The organism is Pseudomonas sp. R5-89-07 (assembly GCF_003851685.1).
Lineage (GTDB): Bacteria > Pseudomonadota > Gammaproteobacteria > Pseudomonadales > Pseudomonadaceae > Aquipseudomonas.
In genome coordinates this window covers 4,601,614-4,614,534 of sequence record NZ_CP027727.1, presented here as the reverse complement: position 1 = coordinate 4,614,534, position 12,921 = coordinate 4,601,614, and the positions used below count along the sequence as shown (strand labels likewise).

At 59.9% G+C, this 12,921-nt stretch carries 14 protein-coding genes; 7 read left to right on the top strand and 7 right to left on the bottom strand.

Going from position 1 to position 12,921, the window contains the following annotated elements; translation table 11 throughout:
• Positions 1–11 precede the first annotated feature (11 nt).
• The 3 genes from C4J94_RS21050 to C4J94_RS21040 form a co-directional block, all read right to left on the bottom strand.
• Positions 12–749 carry an NAD(P)-dependent oxidoreductase gene (locus C4J94_RS21050; protein WP_124387893.1) on the bottom strand — a complete coding sequence of 246 codons (738 nt, stop codon included), beginning with the start codon at positions 747–749 and terminating at the stop codon, positions 12–14.
• Positions 750–765: 16 nt separating this feature from the next.
• Positions 766–1,398 (bottom strand): glutathione S-transferase family protein, encoded by a 633-nt coding sequence (locus tag C4J94_RS21045; RefSeq protein WP_124387892.1) that lies wholly within the window; start codon positions 1,396–1,398, stop codon positions 766–768.
• Positions 1,399–1,606: 208 nt separating this feature from the next.
• Positions 1,607–2,638, bottom strand: a complete 1,032-nt coding sequence (locus C4J94_RS21040) for a LacI family DNA-binding transcriptional regulator (RefSeq protein WP_164485622.1) — start codon at positions 2,636–2,638, stop codon at positions 1,607–1,609.
• Between the two features lie 213 nt (positions 2,639–2,851).
• Between C4J94_RS21040 and C4J94_RS21035 the strand changes: the two genes are divergently transcribed.
• Together C4J94_RS21035 and C4J94_RS21030 are read left to right on the top strand one after the other, a co-directional pair.
• Positions 2,852–3,385, top strand: coding sequence for a gluconokinase (locus tag C4J94_RS21035; protein ID WP_124387890.1), 534 nt, complete (start codon positions 2,852–2,854; stop codon positions 3,383–3,385).
• A gap of 83 nt (positions 3,386–3,468) precedes the next feature.
• Entirely contained in the window at positions 3,469–4,821 is a 1,353-nt protein-coding gene (locus tag C4J94_RS21030; protein WP_010208235.1) for a GntP family permease, read from the top strand.
• A gap of 678 nt (positions 4,822–5,499) precedes the next feature.
• Here C4J94_RS21030 and alaC read toward each other — a convergent pair.
• Positions 5,500–6,717 (bottom strand): alanine transaminase, encoded by a 1,218-nt coding sequence (gene alaC / locus C4J94_RS21025; RefSeq protein ID WP_124387889.1) that lies wholly within the window; start codon positions 6,715–6,717, stop codon positions 5,500–5,502.
• A 193-nt stretch (positions 6,718–6,910) separates the two neighbouring features.
• Between alaC and C4J94_RS21020 the strand changes: the two genes are divergently transcribed.
• Complete coding sequence (locus tag C4J94_RS21020; protein ID WP_124387888.1) at positions 6,911–7,393, top strand: GyrI-like domain-containing protein; 483 nt, start codon at positions 6,911–6,913, stop codon at positions 7,391–7,393.
• Positions 7,394–7,496: 103 nt separating this feature from the next.
• Here the strand turns inward: C4J94_RS21020 and C4J94_RS21015 are convergent, their stop codons facing one another.
• The gene (locus C4J94_RS21015; RefSeq protein ID WP_124387887.1) at positions 7,497–8,690 is read right to left on the bottom strand and encodes a delta-60 repeat domain-containing protein; all 1,194 of its coding nucleotides are present in this window, start codon (positions 8,688–8,690) and stop codon (positions 7,497–7,499) included.
• Between the two features lie 163 nt (positions 8,691–8,853).
• A complete protein-coding gene (locus C4J94_RS21010; protein WP_124387886.1) occupies positions 8,854–9,342 on the bottom strand; it encodes an N-acetyltransferase in 489 nt (162 codons plus the stop codon).
• A gap of 148 nt (positions 9,343–9,490) precedes the next feature.
• Here C4J94_RS21010 and C4J94_RS21005 point away from each other — a divergent pair, with 148 nt between their 5' ends.
• The 3 genes from C4J94_RS21005 to C4J94_RS20995 are packed head-to-tail and all read left to right on the top strand — an operon-like array spanning position 9,491 to position 11,529.
• Positions 9,491–9,910 (top strand): nuclear transport factor 2 family protein, encoded by a 420-nt coding sequence (locus tag C4J94_RS21005; RefSeq protein ID WP_124387885.1) that lies wholly within the window; start codon positions 9,491–9,493, stop codon positions 9,908–9,910.
• 42 nt (positions 9,911–9,952) lie between these two features.
• Positions 9,953–10,303: a YciI family protein gene (locus C4J94_RS21000; RefSeq protein WP_124387884.1), complete on the top strand. Its 351-nt coding sequence runs from the start codon at positions 9,953–9,955 to the stop codon at positions 10,301–10,303.
• Positions 10,300–11,529 (top strand): RNA polymerase sigma factor, encoded by a 1,230-nt coding sequence (locus C4J94_RS20995; RefSeq protein WP_124387883.1) that lies wholly within the window; start codon positions 10,300–10,302, stop codon positions 11,527–11,529. Before C4J94_RS21000 ends, C4J94_RS20995 begins: the two co-directional genes overlap by 4 nt.
• Before the next feature lies 1 nt (position 11,530).
• Here C4J94_RS20995 and C4J94_RS20990 read toward each other — a convergent pair whose 3' ends face one another.
• Positions 11,531–12,385 carry a LysR family transcriptional regulator gene (locus tag C4J94_RS20990; RefSeq protein WP_124387882.1) on the bottom strand — a complete coding sequence of 285 codons (855 nt, stop codon included), beginning with the start codon at positions 12,383–12,385 and terminating at the stop codon, positions 11,531–11,533.
• Between the two features lie 87 nt (positions 12,386–12,472).
• Between C4J94_RS20990 and C4J94_RS20985 the strand changes: the two genes are divergently transcribed.
• A complete protein-coding gene (locus tag C4J94_RS20985; RefSeq protein ID WP_124387881.1) occupies positions 12,473–12,910 on the top strand; it encodes a multidrug/biocide efflux PACE transporter in 438 nt (145 codons plus the stop codon).
• Positions 12,911–12,921 lie beyond the last annotated feature (11 nt).

Here is a 12,921-nt window from a genome sequence, read left to right as displayed (position 1 = left end):
GGCCGGAGAACTCAGTCGGTAATGGGGATTTCAAAGGTCTGGAACGCATCATCCACGGGATGATAGCCCAGCACACGCGTGGTTTCGCTCAGGTCCAGCCGCTTGAAACGGTTATTGGAGATGCCATGGGCGATCAAGTGTTTCACACCTTCGGTCTCTACCGCGCGCTGCAGCAGTTGCACGGCATCACGGGGGCTGAGCCAGGCGCTGAGGTCACGGGCATTGCGCAAGCCGTGGCTTTGAGCCGATTCGAAGGCGCCGATGCGCAGGGCGATAGTCGACAGCGGCGTCCTGGCGGCGTAATAACCGCACAGCGCCTCGCCGTAGCATTTGCTCACGCCATACAGATTGGCCGGTAGCACGGGCATGCCAGGCGTTATCTGGCTGTCCACCGGGTAGCCTTCGATGGCTTGCGCGCTGCTGGCGTAGACCAGGCGCTGCACGCCGGCAGCCACAGCGGCTTCGAACAGGTAGGTGGTGGCGAGGATATTATTGGGCAGCAGTTCGTCGAACGTCGCCTCGGGGTCGGGGATACCCGATAGGTGCACGATCACATCGATGCCTTCGAGCAGCGCGGCAAGGCTGGATTTGTCGCTGAGATCGGCGCGTATGAAGCGGTGTTCATCCAGCTCGAAATCCGGCGCGATGCGGTCGGTGAGGGTAAAGCGATAGCGGTCTTTCGACGCCTCGAAAAAGGTCTTGCCGATTCTGCCGCAGGCGCCGGTGAGGAGTACGCGGATTCCATCCACGGTATCGTCCTTTTGTTTAATTATGCCCATCAAGAGCGAAGGCTCTGAAGCCCGCGTGCTGGGCGAGCCGCTGATAGTAGGCGGCGATGGCCGGGTAGGGCGGACGCTGCATGGGCGTTACTTGCCAGCGGTGCACCGAGAGGCCAATCAGGATGTCGGCGAGGGTGAATTCATCGCCCGCTACGTAAGCGCCGGTCTTGGATAACTGTTGCTCCAGAATGCCCATCACGTTGTTCCAGCGCTGCACGGCAGCGGCAATCTGTGACGCGTCCAGACCGTCGGGATTGCTCCGCACCAGCGCGGTGAACGCATCGCCCCAGGCCCGGTTGAGCTCGATCGCTTGCCAGTCGATCCATTGCTCGACGCGGGCCCGTGGCGCGGGTTCGAGGGGCAGCAGGTCAGTGCGTTGATACAGGCCGACGAGGTAGCGGCAGATGGTATTGGACTCCCACAGCACGCCATGGTCGTCGATCAGCACCGGCACCTGGGCATTGGGGTTCAAGGCGAGAAATTCGGGGGATTGGGTGGGCTTGAAGCCGATGCCCCAGTCTTCACGCACGTAGTCGATGCCCAGTTCCTGGCAGGTCCACAGTACTTTTCGTACGTTGATGGAGGAGGCGCGGCCCAATATTTTCAGTGAGTGTCCCATGGTGCTTCCCTGGCGATGGAGAGTGGTCAATTTAGCAGGGGCCAAGTGGGCATGGTTAAAAAATGTGGGAGGGCTTGCTCCCGATAACGGTGAGTCAGTCAACTTATTTGTGGCTGACCCACTGAATCGGGGGCAAGCCCCCTCTCACCTTTAAAGATCGTTTCCATGCGTGAACGATCGACAACGGCTTGCGCCTAAGCGCAGATCTTCAAGTACTCTCCCGCACCTGCAACTCAAACCCCATATCCACCACCGGTTTGGCGATCTTGTTGCCGGCCATGATCGTCAACAAATGCTCCGCCGCACGCCGGCCGATGGCTTCGCGCGGTGTGCTGATGCTGCTCAGGCGCGGCACCATGAACGAGGAGGCGGGCAAGTCGTTGAAGCCCAGCACCGCCACGCGCTCCGGTACTTTGATGCCGTGGCGCATGGCTTCGAGCAGGGCGCCCTGGGCCAGGTCGTCGTTGCCGAAGAAAATCGCATCCACATCCGGATGGGCGGCGAGCAATTGCAAAAACAGTTCGCCACCCAGGCCCACGGACGAGGGGCGCGGTGTCAGCAGCTCCAGCGCCGGGTCGTACAGGCCGGCCTGTTGCAAGGCGCGGCGAAAGCCCTCACCCCGCAGCAATGTGCGCTGGTCCAACTGCGCGCCGATATAGGCCAGGCGCTTGCGCCCACGGGACAGCAAATGCGCGGCTGCCGTTTCACCGGCGGCCAATTGCGAGAAACCCACACAGTTCACCCCGGCGTTGGGGTCCAGGTCCATCATGTACACGCACGGTACGTTGCTGACCTCGACCATCCGTCGCGCGCTTTCGGTGCGGTCGAACCCGGTCAGCAGCAAACCGCGGGGTTGGTAGGCCATGTAGTTGCGCAGCAGGTTTTCTTCTTCATCGCGCGAATAATGGGAATTGCCGATCAGCACTTCAAAGCCTTTAGGCCGTAGTACCTGGTGGATAGCTTCCAGCGTTTCGATAAACAGCAGGTTGGACAAGGATGGCACCAGTACCACCACCGAATGGCTCTGGGCCGAAGCCAGCGCGCGGGCGGCGGGGTTGACCACATAGCTGAGTTCGGCGGCGGCGTGCTGTACTTTTTCCACCAGTTCGGCGGCGACGGTACTGATACCGCGCAGGGCGCGGGAGGCGGTGATCGGGCTGACGCCGGCCAGGCGCGCGACTTCGTTCAGGGTAGGGCGTCCCGTGGTACGGGTATTTTTATCGTTCTTGGAGGTCATCAGGCGGCTTGCCAAACAAAAATCGAGGCACTAAGGTAGCGCTGTCTCCGAAGGGCTGCAAATCATGAACGAAGGATTGCCTGATCCTGTTCAAAACCGTTGGAGCGGATGCACGCGTCACTCCATAAAAAAAGACAAGACGGCGCGGGAAAAGCCTGTTTTTGCACTAGCCTTACAGCGTGCAAAGGTAGCGCTATCTGCGTCCTGAGGTGTTTCATGAGTCAACCTGTTACCGCCCTGGTCATCATGGGTGTTTCCGGCTGTGGCAAGTCCAGCGTCAGCGAGGCCCTGTGCCGCCTGAACGGTGCCACTGCTATTGAAGGCGACAGCTTTCACCCCGCCGCGAACATCGAGAAGATGAGCGCCGGCCACCCCCTCAACGACGACGACCGCGCCGGCTGGCTCGACATCCTCTGTGATGAGCTGCGCCGTTCGCTCAAGGCCGGTGAGCACCCGGTGCTGACCTGCTCCGCACTTAAAAAGAAATACCGCGACCACCTGCGCGAAGCTGCGCCGGGGCTGGGCTTCGTGTTTCTGGAGCTGACCCGTGAAGTGGCCGCCGACCGCGTGTCCCATCGCCCCGGCCACTTCATGCCGGCAAGCCTTATCGACAGTCAGTTCGCCACCCTTGAATCGCCCAAGGGCGAGCCGCTGACCCTGGCCCTCAACGCCAGCGAAGACAGTGTCGAGGACCTGGCCGCGCAGACCAATACCTGGTGGCGCAAGCACGGCTTTGAACCAACTCATTAATTTTTTGCCGGAAAGATAGCGCTATCCCCGGCAGGAAGTTCAACACCCGCTTTAATAACAACAACAAACAGGAGAGACCCCCCATGTTTGGCATGTCCCACGAGTCCTACCTGCTGCTAGACGCAGTAGTCACTATCATCGGGTTGATCGTTCTGATCACCAAATTCAAGGTGCACCCGTTCATTGCACTGATCATCGCGGCCGGCTTTCTCGGCCTGACCTCGGGTATGCCCGTGGACAAGATCATCAAGGCGTTCCAAGACGGTTTCGGCGGGGTGCTCGGTTTTGTCGGCATCATCCTCGCGCTGGGAACCATGCTCGGCAAGATGATGGCCGAATCCGGCGGTGCCGATCAGATCGCCCAGACCTTGATCCGTGCCTTCGGCAAGGAAAAGGTTCAGTGGGCCATGATGTTCGCCGCGTTCCTGGTGGGCATCCCGCTGTTCTTCGAGATCGGCTTTGTACTGCTGATCCCGCTGGTGTTCATCGTCGCGCGCCGCACCGGCGTGTCGCTGATCAAGATCGGTATTCCGCTACTCGCCGGCCTGTCGGCGGTGCACGGTCTGGTGCCTCCGCACCCGGGTCCGCTGCTGGCCATCGGCGTGTTTGGCGCTGATATTGGCAAGACCATTCTGTATGGCCTGATCGTCGCGCTGCCGACGGCCATCATCGCCGGCCCGATCTTCGGTACCTTCATCGCCAAGTACATTCCGGGCAACCCGTCCCAGGAACTGGTGGATCAACTGGCCCGCGAGACCGATAACAAATCACTGCCAAGCTTTGGCATCACCCTGGTTACTGTGCTGCTGCCAGTGTTCCTGATGCTGCTCAAGACCTTCGCCGACATCGCCTTTGCCGAGGGCAACGTGGTGCGCAACTGGATGGACATGATCGGTCACCCGATCACCGCTCTGTTGCTGGCGTTGCTGCTGTCGCTGTACACCTTTGGCCATCGCCAGGGCATCCACTCCAAGCAGATTCTCAAACTGCTCGACGCCAGCCTTGCGCCTACCGCCGCGATCATCCTGATCATCGGTGCCGGCGGCGGCTTCAAGCAGATGCTGGTGACCAGCGGCGTGGGTGACGTGATCGGCCATATGGCGGTGAACGCACAGATCAACCCGATTTTGCTGGCATGGCTGGTGGCGGCGGTGATTCGCGTGGCCACAGGCTCGGCAACCGTGGCGACCATTACCGGCGCGGGCATCGTGGTGCCGGTGGTGGGTATGATTCCAGGGGTTAACCGCGAGCTGCTGGTGCTGGCGACGGGCGCGGGTTCGTTGATCCTGTCTCACGTCAACGATGCGGGGTTCTGGCTGGTGAAGCAGTACTTCAACATGACCGTGGCGGAAACGTTCAAGACCTGGACCGCGATGGAGACCATCCTGTCGGTGGTGGCGTTGATCTTCATCATGTTGCTGTCGCTGGTGGTATAAGCCACACCACGCAACAAAGGTGGGAACCCTATCCAGTGTGGGAGGGGGCTTGCCCCCGATAGCAGAGTGTCAGTCACTGCATCTGGTGACTGATGCACCGCCATCGGGGGCAAGCCCCCTCCCACATTTTGACCGAGTCGGGCACTGATTTTCATCATGTTGCTGTCGCTGGTGGTATAAGCCACAGCACGCAACAAAGGTGGAAACCCAATCCAGTGTGGGAGGGGGCTTGCCCCCGATAGCAGAGTGTCAGTCATTGCATCTGGTGACTGATGCACCGCCATCGGGGGCAAGCCCCTCCCACAGTTTTGACCGAGTCAGGTGCTGATTTTTATCATGTTGCTGTCGTTGATGGTGTAAGCCACACCACGCAACAAAGGTGGGAACCCAATCCAGTGTGGGAGGGGGCTTGCCCCCGATAGCAGAGTGTCAGTCACTGCATCTGGTGACTGATGCACCGCCATCGGGGGCAAGCCCCCTCCCACATTTTGACCGAGTCGGGCACTGATTTTCATCATATTGCTGCCGTTGATGGTGTAAGCCACACCACGCAACAAAGGTGGGAACCCAATCCAGTGTGGGAGGGGGCTTGCCCCCGATAGTAGAGTGTCAGTCACTGCATGTGTTGCTGACCCACCGCCATCGGGGGGCAAGCCCCTTCCCACATTTTTGACCGGGTTAGGCGCCGGTTTTTGCTACCAGTCCATCCGCGCGGAACATTGCGCGAATCCCCCGCACCGCCTGGCGGATCCGGTCCTGGTTTTCGATCAGTGCGAAGCGCACATGGTCATCCCCGTACTCGCCAAAGCCGATCCCCGGCGACACGCACACCTTGGCCTCCAGCAGCAGTTTCTTGGCAAATTCCAGCGAGCCCATGGCGGCATACTGCTCGGGAATCTTGGCCCAGACGTACATCGACGCCTTCGGGTTCTCCACCATCCAGCCCAGCTCGTGCAGGCCCTTGACCAGTACATTGCGGCGCTGGCGATACTGCTCGGCAATGTCTTTCACGCACTGCTGGTCGCCTTCCAAGGCCGCGATGGCGGCGACTTGCAGCGGGGTAAAGGTGCCGTAGTCGTGGTAGCTCTTGATCCGCGCCAGGGCGTTGACCAGTTCCGGGTTGCCCACCATGAAACCGATACGCCAGCCGGCCATGTTGTAGCTCTTGGACAGGGTGAAAAACTCCACCGCGATGTCCTTGGCGCCGGGCACCTGCATGATCGATGGGGCTTTCCAGCCGTCGTAGACGATGTCGGCGTAGGCCAGGTCATGCACCACCAGCACGTCGTATTGCTTGGCCAGGGCGATTACACGTTCAAAGAAATCCAGTTCCACGCACTGCGCAGTGGGGTTGGACGGAAAACCCAGGATCATCATTTTCGGCTTGGGGATCGAGCCGCGAATCGCCCGCTCCAGCTCGGCGAAGAAGTCCACGCCGGGCACCAGCGGCACCGAGCGCACTTGGGCGCCGGCAATCACCGCACCGTAGATGTGAATCGGGTAGCTGGGGTTGGGCACCAGCACGGTATCGCCCTGGTCCAGGGTGGCCAGCATCAAATGCGCCAGGCCTTCCTTGGAGCCGATAGTGACGATGGCTTCCGACTCGGGGTCGATGTCCACTTCGTAGCGGTCCTTGTACCAGCGCGAAATCGCCCGGCGCAGACGCGGAATGCCTTTGGAAGTGGAGTAGCCGTGGGTGTCTTCACGCTGGGCGACGGTGACCATCTTTTCCACGATGTGCGGTGGCGTGGCGCCGTCGGGATTACCCATGCTCAAGTCGATGATGTCTTCGCCGCGCCGACGCGCAGCCATCTTCAGCTCGGCAGTGATATTGAACACGTAAGGGGGGAGTCGATCTATGCGCGCAAAGCGGCGCGGCGAACCTTGGTCTGCCATTGTTGCCTCGAGGTACGTAAGCGCCCGGAACCGTCCGAGCGACGTCGGCCACTGCGGTGGCCTGCGGCAGACAATACGGTCGATGATGGCCAGTTGTCCAGATACGTAGGAAAAATTTCTGCATGGAGTGCGGCGCGGATATGCCCCTATACTCGATGCGGGTTCTATCCCTCACAACAAGGAGACTGTTCGTATGGATCAGCAGACAAGACAAGCGCTGGAGCCACGCATGGAAGCCGGCAAGGCCTTGGTGATCGCAGGCGTCCAAGGGCGCTATTCGAAGGCCACGGTGGGCGATATTCCAAAGCTGTGGGAGTTGTTCGACAGCTGTATCAAGGACATCAAAAAGCGCGTCGGCGGCGTGACCTACGGCGTGTGCCACAACGTCCACCACGGCGAATTCGACTACCTGGCCGGGGTTGAAGTCCCGACCCGCGGCGATGTGCCGAGCAATTTCCAATCCATTGAAATTCCTCCACTCAACTATGCCGTATTCCCCCATTACGGGTCGGTGCAAGCGCTTGCGCAAACCTACGAGCGCATCATGTTCGAATGGCTGCCGAACTCGGGCTACAAAGTGGTGGGGGCTGATTTCGAGCGCTATAGCGCTGATTTTGATGGAAGGAAGGGCACCGGGACGGTGGAAATATGGCTGCCGGTGGGTGAACGCAGTTAAGCTGGGTCAGCGGACTTTCCACTCACCCACTGCCTACTCATTCCAGAACACTCAAAACAGGGAGGCGGATGAGTGGGCAGTGGAGCGTCTGCGTCCAAGTGGCTCACTCGCTTAGCAAGCGCCCGATAAAATAGCCATAAACATAAAGAGCGCCGCTGGACTGTAGCTTATCGCCAGGCAGCACACATTCGAGTTTGTTCACATATGACGACACTGGCCTGCTTTGCGGGTCTATGTAAGCCTGTGCAATGCCTTGAACTCCAAATGTTTGATCCAAGGGGCCCGCCAGGCTATGCCTCACCAAGTGGACTTTGCTTCCTTTGGCATCCTCCCGAGCCAGCGCAACCATTTTCCCGTCGCTCTGGAAGACTAAGTCGATATAAGCGCCGATATCTCCGTCGGTGACAATGGCTTTGCCTTGGTTGAATGCTTGAGAGGGCGTGCCATCGCTGCGCAGCGAAGTAATGAAGTTCCATTCTCGCTCCGGGAAAGACCGGCTGGAGCCAACCACTCCGATCAAGCCTTGTGGGCCTGGCGCGATGGCCAAGACGATGAGATTTTGCTCGCCATTGGGAAACGCCAGGACTGTCTCGCCTTCAACGCCAAATCCTGAGTCAAGCCTGCCCTGCGCATCGTAACCGCGCACAATCGCATCGTTTCCCCGGTAACCGCCTGCCACGAACCCCGAAACGGAGGTGATCAGGCAGGTGATTGTGGTCGATTCAAGGGTGATGGGTTCCGGTTTACCAAAGTTGATCGGGGTACCGTGAGTGTCCAATTGGAAAATGTAGCTATGGGCGTTGTCGCTGAAAGCGGTCAGGATTTTTCCATCGTTTTGAAGCGTCAGGCTACTTCTTGGCAGCAATCCGCCATAAATGGGCTTGGACAGCGAGGTTTCGCCGTTGATACCAAAGGCGGTATCAACGGTGCCGTCTTCGTTGAAACGCATGATCGTAGCCGTTTGTGTGTCCCGTTGTGAAAACAGTAAAAGCGCCTTTCCATCAGGTTGGAGTGTCAGGTTGAAGAGGACTACGCGGCTAACCATAGGAATAAGAGTGATCCTATGATTTGGATCGGTTTCGCCGGCGTTCGTGGTCTTGACAAGGGCGATGTTGGGCACGTTATCGACGTAAGTGGTGCCGACGGTGATGATCACCCCATCGGGTCTGGTAGCGCAGATGCCCTCGACGTCATAAAAAATCGCATCACCGGTTTTCGGGTCGGTGTTGCCGAAGGTCAAGTCTTTGCTGCCTGCGGTGTTTGTGTTCTCGGCCAAAGGTTGTGAAGGGATGCTCATGATCTGTGCTCCTCAAAAGTAGGAAGCCATACCTGCTTGATAGCGATGATCAAAGCGACAACGATGGAGCGTCATTTAAAATGAATGTCACCCCTTCGAATAGCTGTCAGATACCACAGTAGACAGCCGCTACCGGGTCGTGTAGCCAGCCACTCGTGAATCCTCAAAGCGCCAGCGTCAACCGTCGCTCGTACCCCAGCCGCCCTTTATAGGCCACCCCGCTGTCCACCCAATCGGCGCCCAGATACAACCCCATCGCCGCCACATTGTCGCTATCGACCGACAACTCCAACGCCTTGATCCGTGGCCACACCTGGATTGCCATTGCCGGCAGTGCCTGCAGACACGCCCTGCCGAACCCTCGGCCCTGCTGGCGCCTGTCGACTTGCAACGCATGCAGCGTCGCACTGTGTTCGTCGGCCCAATGGGGCAAGCAAGGCGGGCGTTTGAGCAGCAGGAATGCCACGGGAACTTCGTCGGCGAGCAGGGCGAAGCCTTTGATAGCGTCAGGGTTGGGATTGACCAGCAAGCTGTTCAGCGCACAGTAGATATCACCCGAGTACGCCAATTGTTCTGGATTCACTTCCAGGCCGTCGAGCTGCTGTTTTTGCAGCGCGTTCAGCGTCTCATAGGGAACGAGGCGGGTTTCCATGGGCGGCATATCCGAAATCCTGCAAAGAGGGGCGGATTCTAGCGTTTTTGCGGGAGGCGAAATTATTTTTGTGCGGGCTGTCGATTTGCCTGGAGCGCGTTCGACTAAGGGTGTCTTCCGTACTTTCCCACCCCAAGGAGTCATCGCCATGAGTACCGCAATCAACAGCCTGATCGAGCAATGGAAACACGCTGTCGTCAGCCGTGATATCGATAAGATTGTCAGCTTCTACGCCGACGATATCGTCTCGTTCGACGCCGTCACTGCCCTGCAATTCAAAGGCAAGGCGGCCTACCGCGCGCACTGGGAGGCGTGCATGGAGCATTGCCCCGGCCCCGGTATTTTCGAGTTTCACGAGTTGCGCATTGTGGAGGCTCAAGACAGCGCGTTTGCCCATTGGCTGGCCCATTGTGGCGGCGCCGGGCCGGATGGCGAGGTGAAGGCCTGCTGGATGCGCGTTACCGCCGGCTATCAGCGAGTCAACGGTGAGTGGAAGGTGGTGCATGAGCATTGGTCGGCACCTTTCGATATGCAAAGCGGCACGGCGCTGTTCGACCTGAAACCTTGATCGCGGCGAACTATAGTCAGTCATCCGACACCGGAGAACGCCATGAAATACCTGTGCCTGATCTACAGCAACGAACAGGTGTTGCACACCTCACCCGACAGCCCGGCTGACACTGAGTGTTTCGCTTATGCCGAGGCGATACAGAAAAGCGGTCGCATGCTCGCCGCCGAGCCGCTGGAGTCGGTAAGCACCGCCACCACCGTGCGCATGCGCAACGGCAAGCTTTCGATCACGGACGGGCCTTTTGCCGAAACCAAGGAACAGCTCGCCGGCTTTTACCTGATCGAGGCCAGGGACTTGAACGAGGCCATTCAGGTGGCGGGCGGCATTCCAGCTGCGCGGGTCGGCAGTGTGGAAGTGCGCCCAGTGCGTGAATTGAACCTGCCGCGATGACGCTCAACCGCCAGGTCGAGGCCCTTTACCGCAGCGAATCACGCCGCGTACTCGCGACGCTGATTCGCCTGCTGGGTGATTTCGACCTGGCCGAGGAGGCCCTGCACGAGGCGTTTTTGGTTGCGGTGCAACGCTGGCCGCAGGACGGCGTGCCGGATAACCCCCGTGCATGGCTGGTGTCGACCGGCCGCTTCAAGGCGATTGACCGTTTGCGTCGCCAGGCGCGTTTTACGCCTTTATTGCAGGAGCAGGTCGACGCGTTGGAAGCGGCTGACTGGAGTGCCGAAGCGGTGGAAGACGATCGCCTGCGCCTGATCTTCACCTGCTGTCACCCGGCCCTGGCCGCAGACGCTCAGGCAGCGCTGACCTTGCGCGAAATCTGCGACCTCAGCACCGAAGAAATCGCCCGTGCATTTCTTGCCACTCCTACCACCATCGCGCAACGCATCGTGCGCGCCAAACACAAGATTCGCGACGCGAAAATTCCCTATCAAGTGCCGTCCCTGGCCGAGCTGCCCGAGCGTCTCGACAGCGTGCTACGGGTAATTTACCTGGTGTTCAACGAGGGCTATTCGGCCTCCACGGGCACCGACCTTATGCGCCAGGACTTGACCCGCGAAGCGATTCGCCTGGGCCGTTTGCTGATGGAATTGCTGCCGGAGCCGGAAGTCATGGGCTTGCTGGCGTTGATGCTGCTGCATGAGGCGCGTCGCCCTGCACGCACCTCGGCGGGCGGTGAGCTGGTGCTGCTGGGTGAACAGGACCGTTCACTGTGGGACGCGTCCTTGATTGCCGAAGGCTGCGCATTGGTGGAGCAGGCGCTGACCACGCCGCGCTTCGGGCCGTATTGCCTGCAGGCGGCGATTGCCGCCGTACACGCCGAAGCACCGAGTGCGCAGGCAACCGACTGGCCGCAGATCGTCGGGCTCTACGATGTCTTGCTCAGGGCAGTGCCGTCGCCGGTGATCGAGCTGAACCGGGCGGTGGCCGTGGCGATGGGGCAGGGGCCGCTGGCGGGGCTGGCGCTGGTAGACGGCATTTTGCAGCGCGGTGAGTTACAGGATTACCACTTGGCGCATTCGGCGCGAGGCGAATTTTGCCGGCAGTTGGGACGGGTTGATGAAGCGCGCGCTGCCTATGCGCGGGCACTGGCCCTGACCCGGCAAATCCCTGAGCAGCGCTTCCTCGAACAACGCCTGGCCGAACTCAAATCCAATGAGCCCTGACTCACTCAAGCATCTTGCCCAGTAACCAACTGCCCGCCGGCCCAGGCGGGCTTTGCCGCGACCACAGCGCATCCACCGCCACCGAGCGGGGCCAACTGCGAACCTTGAGCTCGACCAGCTGCCCGCCGCCAAAACGCTCCACCAGCCAGCGCGGAATCGGTGCCCAGCCGAAGCCCAGTTGCGCCATTTCCATCAACATCAAATAGCTCGGTGCCGACCAGACGCGCTGTGTGCTACGGGTTTCATTGGGGTTGATGATGCTCGCCAAGCGCAACTCTCGGTGCAGCTGCAGCGTATGCGGGTCAACCTTGGCCAGGCTCGCCAACGGGTGTTTGGGCGAGACGAACAGGGCGATTTCCGTGCGCTCCTCAACGCTGGAAAAAGTCAGGTCGGGCGGGTAAACCTCCTGCTTTTCGATAAATGCGATGTGCGCCCGGCCACTTTGCACCAAGGCGATCAGGTCTTCGCATTCGGCGATCAGGCATTCCAGCTCAAGGTCCGGGTAGCGTTGTTCGAAGGCGCTGAGGGCGATCTCGAAGCGGTCGGACTGGTAGGTATCGGACATGGCGATACTCAGCTTCGGCTCAAGGCCCTGGGCCAATTGGCTCGCCGCCAGCTCCAGCCGGCTGCTGGCCTCCAGCACCTGCTCGGCACGCTGCAACAACACCTGGCCAGCCGGGGTCAGCGTCGGTTTGCGGCTGCTGCGGTCGAACAGCGCCACATTCAGGTCGATCTCCAGGCTCGCCACCGCCGCGCTGATGGTGGACTGACTCTTGCCCAGCTTGCGCGCCGCCGCAGAAAACGAGCCCTGGGTGGCGGCCTGGACAAACGCCTGGAGCACTTCATGGGACGCCATAGTATCGCCTTGGTCGATGGTTAATGGTTATGAAGTATCGGCTCAAGGGGTAATCATGGCAACCATCGTCCTTCACGGAGCCGGGTCATGAACCCTACCAAATCGATTACTGAACGCGTTTTCCAGGCCCTGGGGTTCGAGGGCCTGGCCTTGTTGATCTGTACGCCGTTGCTGGTCTGGATCACCGGCCGACCGGCCCTGGAAATGGGCGCGGTAACGCTGGGCATCAGCCTGCTGGCGCTGAGCTGGAACGTCATCTTCAACAGCCTGTTCGACCGCCTTAAAGTGCGCCTGCAACTGCCCGGCGACGGCTGGACGCGGGTGCTGCATGCGCTGCTGTTCGAAGGTGGCTTGATTGTGCTGGCGGTGCCATTGATTGCCGCCTTGATGAAGATCAGCCTGCTGGAAGCCTTCATCCTCGACATTGGGGTCTTGGTGTTCTTCCTGCCGTACACCTACGTGTATCACTGGGGCTATGACGTGATACGCGAAAGGCTTGTCAGCAAGACCCCGGTTCCTCAGTAAGCGCCAGTCGC

Coding starts and splice junctions, on each gene's coding strand:
- C4J94_RS21045 (WP_124387892.1), bottom strand. CDS start 1,398: ATGGGACACTCACTGAAAATATTGGGCCGCGCCTCCTCCATCAACGTA.
- C4J94_RS21035 (WP_124387890.1), top strand. CDS start 2,852: ATGAGTCAACCTGTTACCGCCCTGGTCATCATGGGTGTTTCCGGCTGT.
- C4J94_RS21030 (WP_010208235.1), top strand. CDS start 3,469: ATGTTTGGCATGTCCCACGAGTCCTACCTGCTGCTAGACGCAGTAGTC.
- alaC (WP_124387889.1), bottom strand. CDS start 6,717: ATGGCAGACCAAGGTTCGCCGCGCCGCTTTGCGCGCATAGATCGACTC.
- C4J94_RS21020 (WP_124387888.1), top strand. CDS start 6,911: ATGGATCAGCAGACAAGACAAGCGCTGGAGCCACGCATGGAAGCCGGC.
- C4J94_RS21015 (WP_124387887.1), bottom strand. CDS start 8,690: ATGAGCATCCCTTCACAACCTTTGGCCGAGAACACAAACACCGCAGGC.
- C4J94_RS21010 (WP_124387886.1), bottom strand. CDS start 9,342: ATGGAAACCCGCCTCGTTCCCTATGAGACGCTGAACGCGCTGCAAAAA.
- C4J94_RS21005 (WP_124387885.1), top strand. CDS start 9,491: ATGAGTACCGCAATCAACAGCCTGATCGAGCAATGGAAACACGCTGTC.
- C4J94_RS21000 (WP_124387884.1), top strand. CDS start 9,953: ATGAAATACCTGTGCCTGATCTACAGCAACGAACAGGTGTTGCACACC.
- C4J94_RS20995 (WP_124387883.1), top strand. CDS start 10,300: ATGACGCTCAACCGCCAGGTCGAGGCCCTTTACCGCAGCGAATCACGC.
- C4J94_RS20990 (WP_124387882.1), bottom strand. CDS start 12,385: ATGGCGTCCCATGAAGTGCTCCAGGCGTTTGTCCAGGCCGCCACCCAG.
- C4J94_RS20985 (WP_124387881.1), top strand. CDS start 12,473: ATGAACCCTACCAAATCGATTACTGAACGCGTTTTCCAGGCCCTGGGG.